The following is a 19,245-nucleotide window of genomic DNA, read 5'->3' as shown; positions in this document are numbered from 1 at the left end:
GTTTTATTATAAACACATTTAGCTTCTCCAAAAAGACCACCTGTGTCCCATTCGCCACCATAATGAGCACAATTCAAAGGTGTACGATCGTTTCGCATACTTGGATTTGAAGGTGGTTCATAGCCATTATTTACAATACTACCAACAATAAATATCCCTCTGATTACAAATACCACAGCAACGATTAAGAGTGTTTTCCCATTAGGACCGGTAACAATGTCGTCTACAACTTCTTTTGCTTCTTGCTGAGTTTCACCTTTTGAAAATAATGAAAAAATAATAGAGATTATAAATATGAAAAATAGCAAGATTATAAATTTCAGAAAATATTTCTAAAAATCTTAGTTTCTTAGCTAAAAGTATCAATAATTCAAGTAGAAGTATTATTTTTGAACTTTATAAATATTGAACGAGGGAGAGGAGATATTTTTATGGATTCAAAAACTTATGAAAAGCTACAGGGACTACGTAGATATAAAGAGCCAATTCAAGCAGTATTGAGAGCGGTTAAAAGACACGATAAAGACGATCCAGATACTGAATATGCTGAGTTCGCCCTTGAAAACGGAAAGATTATAGGTATTTGTAAGAAAGAGGACTTCTCAGATTATTCTTTTAGAAGTATTACACAATTCACAGGTAATATTTTTAACGTAGTAATTACTCAAATGTCTGATGAACTAGATGTAAATAAAGTTCAGGTTTCAGTAAAAGAAGCAAGTAGGAGATCTGCAGATGCTTTAATTCGTGAATTAATAGAATTGGAGCAAGATGAAAGACTGCAAGAGCCAACCTACGAAGCAGAAGTAACTGGATACAATATGAATGCTCAGGTTCCTACTATATTCTTACGCATTAATGGTGCGGAATGCTTCATGAAGTTACATGAACTAAACTATGGAAGAGTGTATAAAAACGCAGTGGATCGCTATGCACCTATTGGTGAACGTATCCCAGTTAAGGTTCTACAATTTAATCCGGAGCAACGACTAATTCACGTTTCTAGGAAAGCGGCAGTGGAAAATCCTTATCAATTATTATCTGAATTAGCTGAAGGGGATACAATTGTAGGGAGAGTTGTAAATGTTGACCCGCGTTTTGGAGTTTTTGTTGAACTGGACCAAGGCTGCACAATTAAAGGAATTGTCCCTAAAACAATCGAACAGCCAGTATTGGATGAAGTAGTAAGTATGAGAATTGTGAATGTGGATGTAGAAAAAGAGAGAGGGTCGGGGGTTATCTTCAAGTTTCCTTTTGGACGCAAAAAAGTTAACGATCCAACGGCGTTTTTATATAACTAATGAGTGCGCCGCAGGTTTCCGTACAAGAGAATGGAAAAGCGGTTCAATATTGGCTTAATAGGGACCAATCTTTATCACTTTGGGATGACCCCTCTCTACAGGGGGGGCCAATTCTTCCAGATAAATTCAAACCACTTACAGATTTACGTAGTATTTATGACAGAATTAATTCCGGTTTTATAAATGAAAAAGACAATTTAATACTAAAGCTTATTTGGGATTCATTAGCTATTACTGAAGCTCAAATGAAAAATTTTGTGGAATCTAAAATTAGTAGGTCTCAGGTTTCGGAATCGCTGAAAAAACTGGTACTGTATGGATTTGTTAGTAGATGGGAGATAAAATCAGGGCTATTTCCGGATCAGCCTAAAACCTCTGCTCCAATTACTCTAAATACTGCTGGTCATTTGATGATGTGGGCTTATCATAACCGTAATACAAACTATTCTTTAAAGCCAGAGCAGTGGTTAAAACTTGGGGTGGCGGGTATACAAAGATTTGTCACTATGAATCAAATAAAATATGAGTTTGCAATAGGCCAACAATTATTAAAAAACTGGTGCTGGTATCCGAAGTTACAAGGTATTGGTAATGGGTATAATCCAATTGCTGTTGGAGAAATTAAAACTCCGATTGGAAATCAAAACTTCATATTTGAAAGGGTACAACAAGGTCAGCGGTATGCACAACATTTAAAATCGCGATTGAAAATTTGGGAAGATCAAATTCAAAATGGACCAAATAATTTATTGAATTTCGAGAACACGAAGAGTTTACCAGGAATTTTTATATTATCTATATCTAATCTTGCTTTAGCAGAACATGTTAGAAAGGAGCTAATGCTAGACTTACGAAAGATTCCTATAATGCTTGTAATAGACGAATGCATTCACAGTGAGGGATTCGCAAAATCTTTTTATATCTCAACTCAAAACGGAATTCAGCAAGCACCATTACCATTTTTGAGATAACAAGGGCTGCTTCAGTTAAATATGCTGAAGCGGTTCTTTGTTGTTTTAACGACGAATGGATTTTCACAACTCAATTTTTGTTTGCAATATATCTAATTTCATTTTTTATAGACTTCAATTAGAGTTGTTTTAATGAAAAAACAATGTGTTGAATAGATAATTAAATAAGGCTTTTCTATTCCTTCCTAGAATGAACAGTAATGTATAATCAAATGGCCCTAAATGTAACAAGGGGGCAGTAAAATTTGGTTTATATTCATTTTTTTAGCTATTTTAGTAGCTAGTTATGTTGTGGCCCAATATTTTATTATGGATGGATTTCAAACAGGACTTGTCAAAATGAAGCTTATGTTTGTATCTAAATTAATTGTTTTTTGGTATATAATGTTATTTATACATATTACAACTAGTATAGTAGCATTAGTAATCGGTCCGTTTACATTATCCACAAAATTTAGAGGAAAGAATATTAACCGTCATCGAATAGTTGGGAGAATCTATATGGTTGGTATATTATTAGGCGGCGTTTCAGGACTGTACTTATCCTTTTACGCTATGGGGGGATTGGTAGCAAAGCTTGGTCTCGGTTTGTTATCCGTATTTTGGCTAACATCAGCATATCAAGCATTAAATAGAGTTAAGAATAAGAAAATTCAAGACCATCGAAATTGGGTGATTAGAAATTATTCTTTAACCTTTGCGGCAGTTACATTAAGAATTTGGCTACCTTTGTTTGTATTGCTATTTGGATTAGAGCAGTTTGAAGTTAGTTACACTGTTATTGCTTGGTTAGCATGGGTACCAAATCTAATTATTGCAGAATTATTTATAAGACAAAGACTTAATAAAGGAAAATACCTGTTATATGAGGATGTACATTTATGATGCAAATCTGATTTAATGTTAAGGATTGAAATCCTCAGCAATTCAATGTTTTTTTGTAATTTTTCCCGCTGAGATTATGGAGTAACCTACGGTGACGCTAGCGAAAAAATAATTGAACGAATGAAGTACGTTATTCAAAAAATACTTTACCTTTTAATATTTTTACAGTATTCAACCAGAGAACGTTTCTTATGTAAGGAAGGGATATGAGGGGTTATATGAAAAGAATGAAAAATGTATGGTTATTAGTGTTATGTTTCTTATGTTTGAGTGGGTGCAATTATGAAAATGAAAATCAGGTGAAAAAATATATAAAAGAAAAATATGGTTTCGATGTTGTTGTAACAGATTGGGGCGGGATACATGAAGGAAATATGGGACATACGTACCATACTGTTCAGGCAAAGGATAATAAAAATATTCAATTTCGAGTAGAGGTAAATGGCATCTTCTATTCCACAATACAAGGTGATGAATACGAATATGGAAAAACACATACGAGGAATATAAGAAATTCAAACCCATTCTTGAAGAAATGAAAAAGTTAGGTTACGAGGAATCTGAAAATAAAAATGTTCTTCAATATATAGTAGATTATAACAATGCAGCAGAAAAACCAACAGATGAGTTGTTATTAACCTTAAAAATGAGTAAGGAAATCGATTATAGTCAATTTGAAACTATAGAATTAGATCGTTTACATACATTATTCCAACTCATTCAAAAGAGTAATAGAAAGATAACAGAACTTGAAATTGAGGATTATAATGGTAAATCGATTGGTCTTCCTTTCGAAGATGTGCAAAAGGGTATAACGAAAGAAGAACTTCTACTAACAATGAAAGACAAAGTAAGCGGTTATTGGACATATTTAATTGAAACACAAACAAAAGTCGTTGAAAGATTAAAAGAAATTCAAAATGACCGCTTTGTAATTAAAGATATTACTTGTGCACATCCGAAGGAAGGGAAATGTCCAAAATATGAAGCTACGATAGTTTTTAATGACAGTTCTATGGAGTATAAAAATGATCCCGATGTAATGGAGGATTTGACAAAGGTGGTCACGATTCTTAAAGAAGAACTACATAACGAGAAATTTGATATATTTGTATCCAACAAAGATAGAACAAGCTATTCACTCTGGCTAACGTCAGAGAAAATTCAAAACAGTAGTAACATCTATGAACTTATAAAATAATTGTATATCAAAAATAATATGTAATAGGTTATATTGATAACTTTGTTTTTTCGATGCAAAGTGCATGAATGGTTTTGCTGCTTTTTAAAGAAAATGAAAGTTTGTATTAGTTATTAATGCTATATTTTCAAATGAAAGTCGTATAATTTTAAAAAGTATAAAGTTATGAATTAAGTTGTATCAGTATGAAATATCTCTTTAGAATGAATCAACCAAAAGTTTATATTTTCTAGGAACATGAACAGAAAATGAACAAATTTTTTTATGAAAACTGTTCATGCAATCCTAAGGAAAGAGTTGGCTTTAATCAATCTTTTTTTTAAATCGATTCTTTTTGTGAGTCATAGAATCTAATTTGGTAAGAGATTTTTGATCAAACTTTATTTTAAAGCAACGTTTAAAAGGAGTAAAAAATGAATACAATTAATAAAATCTTAAGTGATTTTGCAGATATAAATACAGACGAATACGTGAGGAATTATTATGAGCTTAGTATTATGTCAGAAAATAAAAAGGACAATATTTTTGTACTTGCCAAAAAGGCGACATATGCTACTAGTAATGACACGTTAGAACTCATCCGCTTGAAAGAGTGGAAAAAAGAATTCCTAATTTGCCAATATCCCAATGGAGAGTCTTCTTGGTTTGGGAAAATACCGTGCGGATATGATTTAAATGGATTGACTTCGAAGGAATTTATAATAGAGCATTTATTAAATGTATTCAAACAAGAACCAGATGAGGTTTATTGGATTAAATTAGATCCAGGAGGTTATTATGCATGCTGTTATGAAGAATATTTGTTTAAGACAAACACAGGAATTTATTTTTTTAGTATGCAAGTACACGATTAAATAATCAGGGTTTGAAATGTAGTTTTATTAATAAAAAAGATTGATAACCTAATAATAAAGAAGAAGCCTCCAGGTCAAAGGAATAAGAATTAAATGAAAAATACAGATAGTCCAGGTGAATTTTGTATTCTTCTTAATTCCTATTATATTTTTGAAAATAAAGTTAAAAAACCAAGCACCTAAAATTGTAACAGATAACTCAAAAATCGTAATTATCCATTCTAGTATAGTATGTTCTACATCAGGAGAAGCACCAGCCATACTAAGAACAACTATAACTGGAAATGAGGGTATATAAACAAGTAAATAAGAAAAAAGTAAAAAATATATTTTATCAATGTTTTTCCTTCCATAAGATCCACTCCTAATATAGAACTAATAGTTAAAGGCGAATTATCAAACTTAGTCAAAAGTTACACATGTTATATTTTAAGTATATAAAGTTAGTGCTTTTATACATAAATGGAGATCCCTAAATAATGTTATTTTAGAGGTCTTCAGTGGTGAAATATCATATAATATCAAGAAGTGATAAGAAACTATAGCAAACAAATAGTCTGCATATATATCAATCTAATTATAGTAAAAAAGGAAAATTATTAGAATCTTGACTTTTTTCTACATGCATATCAGAAGGTAATGAGGAATTATAGCTTAATCCTTTAAAATATATCCATATTATAAAGAAAAATAGAACTTGAATACAAATAGGAGTCTGAATATTCTGTTGAAAATAAATTGAATATGATGATGATAATTTATATAATGTATGTAAGACTTTCTTTTTTTTTTTTATAATCCATAAATACTACAACCCTTTCGGGGAAATGACTTTGTAAAGCAGCCTTGCTTACAAAAATTCATATACCCGAAAGGGTTTTTTGTGTTTAAAAACAATTAGGCTTATGCCGTTTATATAGATATTTCTATAAGGAAAGGATGAAGGGTGTTGTATATATTTGAAAAGGAATTTTATTATGCAGTTACTCTAAAGGGCTTGTAACACTTCCACTAACTTATTAAACAAATTTCATACTAAGTAGTAGGAGGAAACATAATTTATGTTACTACTAAAACGAATGAACTAAATGGATTTGAGCGAATAGCTAAGATTTTAGAGGAAGTTGAGAGATCTGGTACTCATCAGCAGATGATAGAAGTTCTAGTAGAAGGTAAAACATATCAATCTGCCTTTTGCTTTGCACATGTTGTTGCGGATATAGGACAGTGTGTTTCCTTACTACTTTGCACAATAATTGGGAGAATCTATTTATCAAAGATTATTAGAGAAAAAAGAGATGGAGACTGTACCTTGTTATTATGACAATAAGTTATTTAAATATTTCTAGGTGTTAAAGTTCAATTTCAATGAATATGAAATGAATTATTGTATTAGTGAAATGGTAAAAGAGTAGAAAATCTTGTTTCCGAAGGCGGATTGTGGAAGCGTGTTAGAAGAGGGTAATAGTTTAACTGATTACATGCTTAAATATGCAGAAATTATAGTAGAGAAGGTTTTACATGAGGTGAAACCATCCTATAACCCTCTAATAGATTTGCCTTTAGAGCATTTTCTTTCATAAAGGGAGGAAATTACAATGATAGGTGAAACTTTTAAAAATTTATTATTAAATCTGGCTGGTTTAATAGTGGGGTTAAGTGCTATATATTTAATAATTAAATATAGCTTCAAATTAACAGTAGAAAAAGCTATACCTAATTTAATAGCCTATGCTAGCTTATATTTACCAGGAGTTATAACATTTAGCTTAGTTGGGTATTTTTCAAGCTCATGGATTTTTGGAATTGCAATGGGTGTTATAGTTGAGGCAATTTGTTTCTATGGATTAGGAAGAATACTAAATAAAATATCCTCTTCATTAAGAGCGATGAAAGTGAAAATTGCTATAGCAAAAGCAAATAAAATTTCAAATACTAAAAATAAACCTTTAGAGGTAATTGAAGTTGCTCAATTTAACCTTGAAAAAGAGAGCATAGTACAAGAGCAACCAGCAGTAATTGAATTGAAAAAAGCACAGAGGGAGAGTATAAAAACAGAAGGATTAGAAATAATTGACGATGCAGATGATGTAGAAGATTTAGATGAAATGGAAGGCTTAGAGCGTGTAGCTGTACTAGAGCACATAGAAATGGTCGCAGAAACTAAAGAAGAAATACTAGTGGAAAATGATACTACAGTTAAACGTGAACGTAAGCAGGCAGAAAGTACACCTGATACACAGGAAATATATGAACAATTACAACTTGTTTTAGTTGGTGGGGATTTATAAAAAAATAATCAAGAAATTAGTTTGGATTAATATAAGAGCTATCATCATGTTTAATGATGATAGCTCTTTGTATTTAGAATTAAAAAGCTCGCTTTAAGATGAACTAGCTACTATCTTACTCTGTTTCAATAATGGCAAAATAAATATCATTGTACACTTGATGTACGCGAATAATAAACTTGTTAAAAAGTAATAACGCCATTTCAAAAAACTTTAGAAACACATGGTAATAATTGGTTTAATTATTCTTTATCCTGTATGATAAAAATGGAGATATTCCAATGTTTTCATAGATAATAATTGGCTTAATAGAAGTAGAAAAAATTATTAATAGGAACGAAAAGGATGACCAAAATGGGAAGAAAAAGGAAGTGGCATGGCATAGACCGTGTTTTTGTTAAAGACTTAAAATATGAAATAGGATCGCCTGAATCTCATGCACTATCCATACATAAAACTAACTTTGAAGATTGGGAGTTAGAGTTAAGTGCCGATGAAGAAGAATTATATTATTTTGAAGAAGCAAAACCCAAAAAGGAACCTATAGAATTTGCAATTTATATTTAATATATGAATTGTTTAACAGGAAAGGAGGTAGTGAAAAGCATTGAAAAAAAACAGTTGTAGTAAAGGGAATTACTGTTTTATATGGTTATAGATATGTATCACCACGTTGAAAATATTTTAACTTTTAAACAAGATAAACAACAAGGGGTAGATAAAATGGGGAAATATGTGAAAGACCAAAAGGTAGTTGCTTATACACTATTAGGATTAGAACCTTGTACAGTTGTAAGAGTTGGTTGGATTTTTATTACGGTAAGAGAAGAAGAAACGGGTCATCTATATTCTGTTAGAAGAAGTAAAATGACACCTATAGAGGAAGAGGAACACTATCTTGTAGAAGAAAGTATTGATGATGAAGGGTTATTCGGTATAGGTAGATTGTTTGCTAAAATAGAAGCAGAAGACATGGAAATTGCAAAGAAATCATTTGAAGAGAATGAAGACTTCCTTAAATACGAAGATTTCCATAAACCATCAGAAGGGAAACTGTATGGTGGAGAGTACTATACTACAATCAAAACAGGTAAAGAGTTACTAGAACAATACTTTAATCGAGAAGAGCTAGAACGTAATGGTACTAATTAAATTAGATGTGTAAACGGTTAAAGGTCAAATCTTATTTATGTTAGGTATATAGACTAAGAAAATTTATATTTGTTTTTGGGGAGGACAAAATAATGGATTTGGTAAACAAATTTTTAAACGGTTTGAAAGCAGCATTATCAACAGATGATCTCGAAGCACTAAATAAAGCATACGGTGCTACAAAAGGAGATATTGATATATTAAGGACGAAATATCCAAATTGTCCAGAATCATTAATCACTTTACTTGAAAATATCGATGGTACATATTGGCGGAAATATGGAGAAAACGAAGTCACGGTATGTATTTTAGGTTCAGATGTTGAAGAGTATCCATATTATTTGCTTTCTACACAGGAGATGATTGAAAGTTCAAAAGAAGAAGAAGACGTCTCCTATCTTTTAGAATACCAAGATGACGAGGATGCTGTTGACTCCAAGATAAATCCAGAAGGACTTCTCCCTGGCACGTATATTCACTTTTCAGATTGTATGAACAACGGTGGAACATCAAAGCTGTATATTGATTTTAACCCTTCTGATGAAGGTGTATGTGGTCAAATCATTCGTTTTTTACATGATCCTGATGAATATGAAGTGATTGCAAACAGCTTTGATGAGTATTTACAGAGTCTTATTGATGGTAATTTTAATTTTCTAGACGAAGAAGAATCTTAATAATGTGTGAAGAATTTTACTCAAATATTGGAGGAGATTGCGATGAATCAAGATCCAATTTTACAAAAGGCAATAAATAAAGGGGAAAATATGAGCTATGATTCTTCTTTCCGAACAGCATATGAAGCTCGAGAGAAATTACTTCTAGATGAACAAGCTAAGTTAGCGCATGCAGAACAAGAGGGCATGGAAAAAGGAATTGAGCAAGGTAAGATGCAGATAATCCGAGGGATGTATGAAGTTGGTGTACCGCTTGAAACTATTGCAAAAGCAAGTAAGTTGAGTGTGAAGGAAATAAAAAGTATCTTAAATCTAAAATAAATATATGCGAGTATATAGAACTCATGAGTAGAAAAAAATAGACGTTCGTTATCATAGTACGTTTAATGGGAAAGCATTGCTGAAGATTTTGGCAGTGCTTTTTCTTAATCAATTTTTTGATGTTTTTCATGCTGCTCACAATTATATAAAAAATTCGAAAGAAGAACGTGAAATGTATTCACGATTAATAAATATGATGCAAATCTAATGTAATGTTGAGAACAGAATTCTTCAGTAATTCAATATGTTTTTTTATGATTCTTCTCGCTGAGATTTTGTAGGAAGAAAATACTAAAATGTTTACTATAAGGTCTCAATATATGAGGTTTTTTCTATGTGTAAAGTTACTTTCCAAAAAGAATAGTTAACTTAAGGAGCCCTTCTCAAACTTGAACCGTCTTAATTTTATTAATATGTATTGAATTCTCATCCACATCTTATTTTCCCGCGTTATGTAATGGTGGTCAGTGAGAAAAAAGGTACTCTTTCGAGTACCTTTTTACTATTCTACTTTTAACTTAATTTCTTTACCCGTCATACCACCACTAGCTTTTAAGAAAATTCCTTCAGCATCTTTTGGTATATCAAATACAATTTTACCTGTCTGTGTTAGACCAGGATTCAATTGTTTTAAGAAGAAGTCAGTTTTTCCACCGTTAGCTAAGTCAAAAGATGTTTGACCTTGTATTGAATATGTAAATTCGCGACCTTTACTATCTACTAATTTAAAGCTGTTAGCATCAACAGTGATAGCGTCTTTTTGATTATTAGTAAGTGTAACTTCTAAAATTTTAAATACACCTTGTGCTTGTTCTTTTGTATATTCATTGCCCACAGAATCTACTGTTTCCATAGACCCTACAGCGATTTTCACATCAGAAGATACACCTTCTTTTGATACTGCTTTAGTGTCTGTTGAAGTTGTTTCTGTTGAATCTCCGCCACCAGCAACCATAGCAATTATTCCGATTACAAATAAAGCTATAATGCCTAGGCATCCAAACTTAAATATTTTTCCCACGTTTGTTCCTCCAATTATGTAAAATTTAAGATTGCAACAGTAATAATAACACATTATATATCTTTATATTGTCATATTATGTCTAACAGAAATAAAAAGATAGTTTGGAAGTTTCAGATTTCATTTCTGTCCTATGACCTATCTTTCCCCGTATTTCGTCTGTATCTCATATTCATAAAGGTAAATGCGCTATAGCCAAAAATTTTATCTATTTTTGGTAATTGATTCATGTAAAATTTGTTTGTTGGTACATAACTTCATCTATTTTTTACTATTTTATTATTAGGATGATAAGGTGAAAATAATTATGTATATGGGTTTCGACAATCAGGAAGATTGACAAAGTATTGAGAATTACTGGACTGTCTGGCCAAATTTAAGAATTTAAACAAATGCATTATTAAAAAAAGAACTCTTATGGAAAGATAAGAGTTTTTTTTAAAATGTTGTATTTGAAACTCGTGATGTTTCACAAAAATATTACGTATATGCAATATATGGAGTCAATGAAAATGATAAAGGTGCATATAATCTATATTTTAATTAGTTTAGCCCCTTGGAGGGCGCTCCAAGGGGCTAAGATTCGAGAATTTTTAAACTCTTGTTAATTTATATGAGAACTCCTTAAAGAGTACCTATGCAATTTTAACACTTAACCATTTATTTTTACAACTGTATATATAGATTTATTTGTTAGTAGGTATCATGTTGCGTAACCATAATTGGTTAGCGAAGGTGAGGGGACAACAGAAGTACTGACTGGACCTACGGAGTATAAATGAGAAGATTCTTGGTTTTCTCCCAACCACCAAACATAAAGCGAATAGTTAAGAAAAATAGAAAGTTATATGATGCAGGTGCTTTTTTTTAGTTATATAGAAATTATACATTAAACATACTTAAGGAGTCATTTAAGTATAAAGATAATTTATAATCATACAATGATATGGAAAGGTCTTTTCGAACATGTTAGTTAATTCAAAGTATATGTATTATTTGGAACCTGTGCGAGGGTGCTTTTTTAATGCACATTATTATAAGGACAAGCATATTATGTAATAGGACGAGTTCTTCGTGTCCTATTCAATGCTCAGGATAACCCCGATTCACATTGAGAGCACCGATAGCGGGGGGCTCTCTTTTTATTGAAAAATATATTTAAATGTATATAATATGATTATTCAATTTATTTTTCAATATAAGGGGTACAAATTCGATGCGACGTAAAGAGGATTTGTTAAAACAATGGAAGGTGGATCTGCAAGCTGTTCAAGAAGAAAAGAGAATGAAGAAGAAAGCTAAGAATAAAAAATATAGCATTCCTGGTAATACAGCGGGATTCATGAATGGAAAGAATACTTATCGTAAAGAGAATGGGGTATGGAAACAAAGAAGTAAATGACGTGAAGGTAAATAAGTTTAGTTAAGTTTATAGCAAGTATTGTAGGCGCTTCCGTGATCTGGTTGGCGTCTTGTTTGTTGTTAAGGAAAAATAACAAAATCAAAGAATATAAGTACGGGATTAGAAGAAAAAATAATAGTCTTGTCGTTTGCTATAACCCACTAGGAAAAAGCGAATAACAAGACAATAGACAAGTAGTGAGAGGGAATTCCCATTCTCGATTGAAATTACATCGCAAAATCCAAATGCCGTATAAGAAATATTAAACTTATAAATGAAAAAAGAAACATGCTAGTGTCCCAAAAATATAAGTTTTTAAGGCTCTACCAGGATATGAATTGCAGGTACATCCCCGTATCGGTATAACGAGGAACACAATGTTCTTGGAACGGTGGACAGTAGTTGCCACGGAGAAGTCGGAGTGTTGGTTGTTAACAATGAAGTTCCTAAAGAGGAAAATTATGCAAGATCATGAAATTGAAAGAGGTACTCGTATTGCTAAAGGCGACATAACTTCGGTGGAAAAAGCTCATTTATAGAAAAAAAGAATGAGGAAAGTGGATTGGATTATTAGCTAAATCCAACCATAATCATTTCTTCATTTTTTATTTCAATTATAAATTTATATTCTTTATCCAATAACCAGAAATAAAAACTGACTGCATCAATATCAACTAGTGATTGGAATACTTTATCAAGATTTGTGCTTATTACAGGGATTTCATTATTATCCCATAATATAAAAATCTGTTCATCAAAATCTGGTTTGTTTTCTTTAATAAGGGAAATTAGTTGCTCTTTATTTAAAGCTATTAATTGATTGTCTATCTGTTCCCAATCTATTCTTCCAGAGACAGTTATAGGAAATGAATTTATTAAAGTATTTACAATCTGTTGGCTTTTATTTTGAGAGAAAATGAGAGTTTCTGCTCCGAGGGATTCAATACATTCATTAAACAAAGGGTTTGTATCATTGTTATTTTTGGTTTTCAGTGCCCGTAATTTTTGTTGCATTTTCCATCGTCTTGAGGATCTATCACTCATTTTTATCATTCCTTCTACAATTAATTAGGAGTCAGTATAGCATATAGAAATAGTTCTTTGGAAAGAAACTATTAGGCGATTGAAATCAGCCTCTACTTTCACCATATTTAGTTTAAGAATTAGATTGTTCAATCCTTTTGAAACATAACTATAATAATTCAATTTCAATATCGTAAGCAACTCAGTTATTATATAGAAATACAAATTCAATGACTTGAATTCAATGTTTTGTTACGCTATAGATAGCTTGATTTGTTTTAACTTAAACATATTAAGAGTACTTAATAATTTTTAGGAGGCTTTTTTGAATGAAGTTATGTAAGGCGAAAACCTGGTTACCATTATCTGCTGCAATGATTACAGTAGTAACAAATCCAGTAGGGACTGCGGCTTCAACGGTTTATACGGTTCAAAAGAATGATACCCTAGAAGCAATAAGTAAACAATATGAGGTTTCTGTACAATCACTTAAACAAGAAAACAATAAAGCAAATGATCAAATTAATATTGGAGAACGTTTAACAATTCCGGTATCGTCAACTGCAAACAAATATGTTCAAAAAAATAATTCAACAGTTTCAACTAATACATATCAAGCAATTTACCAAGTGAAAAGCGGGGATACACTAAGTTCTATATCACAACAATATAAGGTTTCAATACAGTCAATAAAACAAAACAATAACGTAGACGAAAACCATATTTTTATCGGTCAGCACTTAAAGATTGATACTGGTATTTCATTACAAGAAGTGGATTTAATGGCTCGATTAGTAAATGCAGAAGCAGGAGGAGAACCGCATGCAGGAAAGGTTGCAGTTGCAAAGGTAGTATTAAATCGTGCTAACGCAAATGGTTTTCCAAATACAATTACAGATGTAATTTATGAACCCATTAAAAATGGTTATGCATTTACTCCTGTTACAGACGGTAGGATTAATCAGCCTGCTACACAGGAAGCAAGAATGGCAGTAGAAGAGGCTCTCACTTCAAAAGGAACAAATTCTGATTGGCTTTATTTCTACAATCCCAAAACCTCGACTGATAAATGGATTACAACACGTCAAACCGTTGCACAAATTGGAAACCATCTGTTTGCTAAATAAAATAATAGTACATTAATATGTTTCCAATGAGATAAGGAGAGGTTATTTTTGCGTGTAGTTCATTCACTATTAGCAATATTAGCAGTTATATTTTTAATTTGTGGTGTTATTATTCACGAGTATGTATTGGTGTTTTTGGTAGGGATTTGTTGCATGGTGATAGTAAGTTTTATAATTGCCGGTATTCGTTATTGGAAAGAGAATAGAAAGCGTATTTCTATCGTGTATTTTACTTGTGTATCAATATTATTGCTATTAACAATATATCTTTTGTTTGTCACTTTTTATACACGTTCTTTTGAATTTTAGCACTTTTATATAATTTAACATGGCCCCAAAATCAAAAAGAATGATGAAATCCTCAAAAAATAATCAGCTCGATTTGTCGAGCTGATTATTACATCCAGAAATCCTCAAAGTCTACGCGTCATTTTACTTTATGAAGATTATCCCCTTATTGAACTATTCCCACTATTATCTCGTATAGACGAGGGAAATTGATAAGTAAGGGGCTCAATCGAATTCTAACTTATTAGTAGGTTATCGCCATAATTATAGTGGTTAGAAGCCTTATCCCTTCATTCTTCCAATTGATACTTGCTGAAATATCCCGATTATGGTTTGTTTGCTGTACCATTTCGCTATCAAGCTAACAAAGAGATTAAAAATATTAAAGAGGATTTCCCTAAAAATGAAAGCGTTTTATCAGTAAGAGAAATATGCAATTATACATATCTTTTTTTTATAATGTTTTCATATGCAAAATCTTTTACATATGCATTATCGATTATATTCAAAATGTCACAGGCCTTGGTATCTCTGTAAAAACGTATCAAAATTTTACTTTAAGACACACGGTATATAAATTTTTGATTGGGCAAATTCCTCTTGTTTAGGAATAGGAAAAACACCTACTATAAAAATTTTCACAACAGAGCCAGATAACGTGATAAAGTATGTATTGCTGTGCATGTAAATATAAAAAAAGCCTTACAAAATGATGTTTGTAATGGTTTATTTAGCTTATATGATTTTAGGAAATTAATAGCATTTTATGCCGTTATTATTAACCTAGTTACCAAGAAATAGAGGTGAATATAGGATGACTAAACCTTTTAAAAAAAATAGTCGTTATATGGTTGGGTTGGACAGTCTAAGGGGTCTAGCTATACTAGGTGTTATTTTGTATCATATTAATTTTAATTGGATGCCTGGAGGGTTTTTAGGAGTTACAGTATTTTTTGTACTTTCAGGTTATTTAATTACAGATATTCTAGCCATGGAGTGGAAGAGAAATAAGAGAATTGATTTGAAAAAGTTCTGGCTTAGTAGGGCAAGAAGATTGCTTCCAGGAATGCTTGTTATGCTCGTTATAACATTGGCATGGATTACGATTTTTCATAGCTCTTTACTTGAAAAAATGCGTGGAGATTCATTAGCGGCATTATTTTATGTTAGTAACTGGTGGTATATTTATCATAAATTATCGTACTTTGATAATTTTAACCAGATTTCTCCATTAAATCATTTTTGGTCGTTAGCAGTCGAGGAACAATTCTATGTTGTCTGGCCGTTTATTATTAGTTTAGGACTTTACTACATAAAAAAACAATCTCGTATGATTTTATTGATTTGTCTAGGAGCATTTGCTTCAGCTTTGGCAATGGCAATTTTGTATGAACCTGGAGTTGATCCGAGCAGAATATATTATGGTACAGATACGAGGGCCTTTTCCTTACTTATCGGAGCGGTACTTGCTTTAGTTTGGCCAAGCAATAGGCTTGCTAATAAAATTATCCCGAAGGCGCGTTTCATCCTTGATGTAGTGGGGGGCATTGCTCTTATTATTATTTTGGTTATGTTTTGGAAGACCAATCAATATGATCCATTTCTATACAAGGGAGGAATGGTTCTCTTATCAATTGCAACAGCATTGTTAGTGGCAAATCTAGCTCATCCAACTAGTCGCATTGCTCAATTTTTACGATTTAGACCTTTACGTTGGGTAGGGGTAAGATCGTATGGCATATATCTCTGGCATTATCCAATTCTCACATTAACGACTCCAAAAGTAAATACGGGGGATTTTTCAATAATAAGAGCAATCCTTCAATTTCTTTTAATCATATTGATTGCGCAAATTTCATGGAAGTTTATCGAAAAACCAATCCGACAAGGTGCGCTCCGGAACATTCAGTTTAAGAACTTAAGACTTCAAAATATCACTTTAGGTGTTAAGTTAGCTTTAGTTTGTTCATTATTCTTTTCGTCAATAGCAGTCTTAGGGTTATCAAATGCTAGTAAGGCTAAGGAGAATTATCAACAAGAGAAGGTGGAAGCAGTACAAACACAACCGGCGCCACATCCAGTTGCTGTTTGGGAAAATCCAAATCAAGAAACGCCTCTAAATCAAGGGGAATCAAAAGAAGTAAATTCTGCACAACCTAAAAATCCGCTCACAGTTACTGCGATAGGCGATTCCGTTATGATTGATATTACTCCATATTTAAAAAATACTTTTCCTGATATTAGGATTGATGCGCAAATTGGTCGTCAGCTGTCAAAAGCGATTCCGGTAGTTGAACAGTTAAAAAATGAAGGGAATTTAGGAAACTATGTCATTATCGGATTAGGTACAAATGGAGCCTTTACTACTGAGCAACTTGTTTCATTAATAAAATTAATTGGAAACGAACGTAAAATAATATTTATTAATACGAGAGTGCCACGTCCGTGGGAATCAATTGTGAACGAGAGACTGAAAGTAACAGTACCTAAATATCCTAATGTAACTCTAGTTGATTGGTATGCAGCAAGTGCTGGAAAGAAAGACTACTTTGCACCTGATGGTGTGCATTTAACCAATATAGGTGCAGAAGCATACGCAGTCCTTGTGGCTAAAGCGGTTAATCAATAATTAATTATATTTTGTCAAATTCTTTTGCAAAGTTAGCTGAAATAAAAAAAATCTATGTTTGGAAAAATAAATTTTTGGCATTTAGCAATAATTCCTGTAATTCATAATACATTGAAAAGCGAAGTTTAGTTGAAGACTTCGCTTTTTTGTACGGGACATGAATGATGTCGATGCCTTGTACTATACGTACGGCATAACCAAAATGTTGAATTTCTGTGGTTTTGAAAAAGTGGTTGTCACTTTACAGGTTAATAAACCTGTTCTATAGGGTTCTTTAATGGGCTAATTATATTTTTCTTACTAGATAATGTATCAGTTCAGTTAGTAATCTTTTAAATGATTTTCTATGATTAAGTAAATATCTCATTTATAAACATTGATATAGGTAATTTTGTTATCTTTCGAAAATGTAAGGTTGACGTAATGTTTTTGAATTTTTTTTCAAACGAGAACAGATTAAGATTACAGTATCATAGAAAATCAATGAGGTGAACAATATGAAAAAATATATGGCACTTTTTAGTCTTTTAGTTGTATTTGCAGGTCTGCTAGTTGGATGTGATATTAATCGTATGGGTAAAGATGAGTATTACGTTCAAATTACAATGGATGGAAAAGAGGGAGTTTCAAAATCTATGGATGGTAAAGTGATGGGAAAGGAGTATGAATATACATTATCGGGTTTTGATAAGGAAGGTAAAGAAAAAGAGTTACAATTTATGGCACAAAAGAATCTTCGTAAAGAAGCATTCCTACGTTTATATCACTCAGAGAAAAAAGGTGTAACCGCTTGGGAGGAAGTGCAGGAAGACGAGCTTTCTAAGAAAGCAAAAGAAAAACTAGGTGTGAAATAATCATTTATTTGTGATGGTGGATTCTCCTACGTGGAGGGTTCGCCGTTTTTTATTATATGTTATGTTGTAGTTTTTTATATAAAGCATATTGAAAAGATAAGGTAAATCTTCCGGAATGATATCTCCATAATTAATAATTTGCACGTTAACCTTTCCTTTATTACTAAATCCGTTTATATCAACAAATTGTCCCACATATCCCTTTGTACCAATATCTTTTAAAGTACGTATAAAAAATGCCCTTTATCTTATCTTTACCTTATCTTTACCTTATCTTTAAACTTTTATATTAAACTTAAAACCTTAAAGTATTGATGTTTTAGTCTAAAAAGGGCGGGAGATAGATGTCCATTACATAGTTTGTAAATAACCAATTACCTTTGAAAAATTGAATTTTTTATACGAGGAGGAATATATGAAGGATACAAGTAAAAAACAAATTATAAAAGTGTTCCTTATTAGTATTTTGGGCTTAGGAATAATACTTGGAATGCTATATTTTAATCATAAAACCAATATTCAACAAAATAAAGCGCTAGCCACCGAAAAACGTGTATTGCAATATGAATCTACCTTGAAAAAAGAATTAGAAAAATATAATTTAGGAGAGAAAACAGCAGTTTTATTAGGAATTATGTACCAAGAGAGTAGAGGTGAGGGAAACGATCCTATGCAGTCATCCGAATCACTTGGATTAAAGCCAAATGAAATTCAAGAGACAAGCTTGAGCATTGAACAAGGGGTAAAACACTTTGCTAAAATGTACAAATATGGAACGGACAAGGATGTTAGCATGGATACAATTATTCAAAGCTATAATATGGGGCCAGGGTATATTGATTTTGTTGCTAGTCAAGAAGTTAAACAACACTCGGAGGATTCAGCCAAAAAGTTTTCTAAGATGAAAGTTGATCAAAATCCAGCGATGTATACTTGTGGTGGAAATAAAAATAATTTTAGGTATCCATATTGTTATGGTGATTTCACATATGCCACAAAGGTAAATGAAAAAACAAAACTTATTGAAGAACTTCTTCGAAATGTACATAGCTCTTCTAAATAAGTTGCAGAATGAAATATAATGATACCAAGTTATTAACAAAAATATCTAAGAAAAAAACTACTTCCTTTCTTAATTCACATAATTTTCAAAAATAAATCTCGTAGATGTTAATATTTGTTATATAATATATTTGTCAAAGCATTACCCCTAAAGTTTCTACAGTCAAGCTGTAAGATAGTTTGTTT

Annotated in this window: 16 protein-coding genes and 4 pseudogenes; 16 read left to right on the top strand and 4 right to left on the bottom strand. The window is 31.7% G+C overall.

The window, feature by feature from the left end; all coding sequences use genetic code 11:
• The coding region (locus RBB48_RS27960) for a hypothetical protein (protein WP_306008484.1) at positions 1-323 on the bottom strand (323 nt) is incomplete at its 3' end.
• 108 nt (positions 324-431) lie between these two features.
• Between RBB48_RS27960 and RBB48_RS27955 the strand changes: the two genes are divergently transcribed.
• The 10 genes and pseudogenes from RBB48_RS27955 to RBB48_RS27910 all read left to right on the top strand — a co-directional run.
• Positions 432-1,301: an RNA-binding protein gene (locus tag RBB48_RS27955; protein WP_306008482.1), complete on the top strand. Its 870-nt coding sequence runs from the start codon at positions 432-434 to the stop codon at positions 1,299-1,301.
• The gene (locus RBB48_RS27950) at positions 1,301-2,272 is read left to right on the top strand and encodes a hypothetical protein (RefSeq protein ID WP_306008481.1); all 972 of its coding nucleotides are present in this window, start codon (positions 1,301-1,303) and stop codon (positions 2,270-2,272) included. The genes RBB48_RS27955 and RBB48_RS27950 overlap by 1 nt, the downstream gene beginning before the upstream one ends.
• Positions 2,273-2,581: 309 nt before the next feature.
• Positions 2,582-3,157 (top strand): DUF2306 domain-containing protein, encoded by a 576-nt coding sequence (locus RBB48_RS27945; RefSeq protein ID WP_306008483.1) that lies wholly within the window; start codon positions 2,582-2,584, stop codon positions 3,155-3,157.
• A 218-nt stretch (positions 3,158-3,375) separates the two neighbouring features.
• Positions 3,376-4,358: pseudogene (locus tag RBB48_RS27940) on the top strand (hypothetical protein).
• A gap of 413 nt (positions 4,359-4,771) precedes the next feature.
• Positions 4,772-5,212 carry a hypothetical protein gene (locus RBB48_RS27935; protein WP_306008480.1) on the top strand — a complete coding sequence of 147 codons (441 nt, stop codon included), beginning with the start codon at positions 4,772-4,774 and terminating at the stop codon, positions 5,210-5,212.
• Positions 5,213-6,810: 1,598 nt separating this feature from the next.
• Positions 6,811-7,503: a hypothetical protein gene (locus tag RBB48_RS27930; protein ID WP_306008479.1), complete on the top strand. Its 693-nt coding sequence runs from the start codon at positions 6,811-6,813 to the stop codon at positions 7,501-7,503.
• Positions 7,504-7,848: 345 nt separating this feature from the next.
• Positions 7,849-8,180: pseudogene (locus RBB48_RS27925) on the top strand (transposase).
• 46 nt (positions 8,181-8,226) lie between these two features.
• The gene (locus tag RBB48_RS27920) at positions 8,227-8,655 is read left to right on the top strand and encodes a hypothetical protein (protein ID WP_306008478.1); all 429 of its coding nucleotides are present in this window, start codon (positions 8,227-8,229) and stop codon (positions 8,653-8,655) included.
• A 92-nt stretch (positions 8,656-8,747) separates the two neighbouring features.
• On the top strand, positions 8,748-9,332 hold the full coding sequence (locus tag RBB48_RS27915; RefSeq protein WP_098230687.1) for an SMI1/KNR4 family protein: 585 nt from the start codon (positions 8,748-8,750) through the stop codon (positions 9,330-9,332).
• Positions 9,333-9,341: 9 nt separating this feature from the next.
• Positions 9,342-9,653 (top strand): annotated as a pseudogene (locus RBB48_RS27910) (Rpn family recombination-promoting nuclease/putative transposase); the annotation flags it as partial.
• A 502-nt stretch (positions 9,654-10,155) separates the two neighbouring features.
• On the opposite strand, the gene RBB48_RS27905 reads toward RBB48_RS27910, so the two are convergent.
• Positions 10,156-10,674 (bottom strand): DUF4352 domain-containing protein, encoded by a 519-nt coding sequence (locus RBB48_RS27905; protein ID WP_306008477.1) that lies wholly within the window; start codon positions 10,672-10,674, stop codon positions 10,156-10,158.
• A gap of 1,216 nt (positions 10,675-11,890) precedes the next feature.
• Here RBB48_RS27905 and RBB48_RS27900 point away from each other — a divergent pair.
• Entirely contained in the window at positions 11,891-12,076 is a 186-nt protein-coding gene (locus tag RBB48_RS27900; RefSeq protein WP_001253021.1) for a hypothetical protein, read from the top strand.
• 570 nt (positions 12,077-12,646) lie between these two features.
• On the opposite strand, the gene RBB48_RS27895 is transcribed toward RBB48_RS27900, so the two are convergent.
• On the bottom strand, positions 12,647-13,120 hold the full coding sequence (locus tag RBB48_RS27895) for a CDI toxin immunity protein (RefSeq protein ID WP_001283878.1): 474 nt from the start codon (positions 13,118-13,120) through the stop codon (positions 12,647-12,649).
• Positions 13,121-13,428: 308 nt separating this feature from the next.
• Here RBB48_RS27895 and RBB48_RS27890 point away from each other — a divergent pair, with 308 nt between their 5' ends.
• The 4 genes from RBB48_RS27890 to RBB48_RS27875 all read left to right on the top strand — a co-directional run bounded on the left by RBB48_RS27890 (position 13,429) and on the right by RBB48_RS27875 (position 17,997).
• A complete protein-coding gene (locus RBB48_RS27890) occupies positions 13,429-14,226 on the top strand; it encodes a LysM peptidoglycan-binding domain-containing protein (RefSeq protein WP_306008476.1) in 798 nt (265 codons plus the stop codon).
• Positions 14,227-14,274: 48 nt separating this feature from the next.
• Positions 14,275-14,535 (top strand): hypothetical protein, encoded by a 261-nt coding sequence (locus RBB48_RS27885; RefSeq protein WP_306008475.1) that lies wholly within the window; start codon positions 14,275-14,277, stop codon positions 14,533-14,535.
• 793 nt (positions 14,536-15,328) lie between these two features.
• Positions 15,329-17,143: an acyltransferase family protein gene (locus RBB48_RS27880; protein ID WP_306008474.1), complete on the top strand. Its 1,815-nt coding sequence runs from the start codon at positions 15,329-15,331 to the stop codon at positions 17,141-17,143.
• 497 nt (positions 17,144-17,640) lie between these two features.
• Positions 17,641-17,997, top strand: coding sequence for a YxeA family protein (locus RBB48_RS27875; protein ID WP_306008473.1), 357 nt, complete (start codon positions 17,641-17,643; stop codon positions 17,995-17,997).
• Between the two features lie 78 nt (positions 17,998-18,075).
• Here the strand turns inward: RBB48_RS27875 and RBB48_RS31770 are convergent.
• Positions 18,076-18,198 (bottom strand): annotated as a pseudogene (locus RBB48_RS31770) (histidine kinase); the annotation flags it as partial.
• Between the two features lie 214 nt (positions 18,199-18,412).
• Between RBB48_RS31770 and RBB48_RS27870 the strand changes: the two are divergent.
• Positions 18,413-19,060, top strand: a complete 648-nt coding sequence (locus RBB48_RS27870; protein ID WP_097890836.1) for a lysozyme family protein — start codon at positions 18,413-18,415, stop codon at positions 19,058-19,060.
• Positions 19,061-19,245: the final 185 nt, after the last annotated feature.

The organism is Bacillus sp. MMSF_3353 (assembly GCF_030733445.1).
GTDB classification, from domain to species: domain Bacteria; phylum Bacillota; class Bacilli; order Bacillales; family Bacillaceae_G; genus Bacillus_A; species Bacillus_A wiedmannii.
The sequence above is the reverse complement of the archived record's forward strand: the minus strand, read 5'-3'. Positions and strand labels throughout refer to the sequence as shown.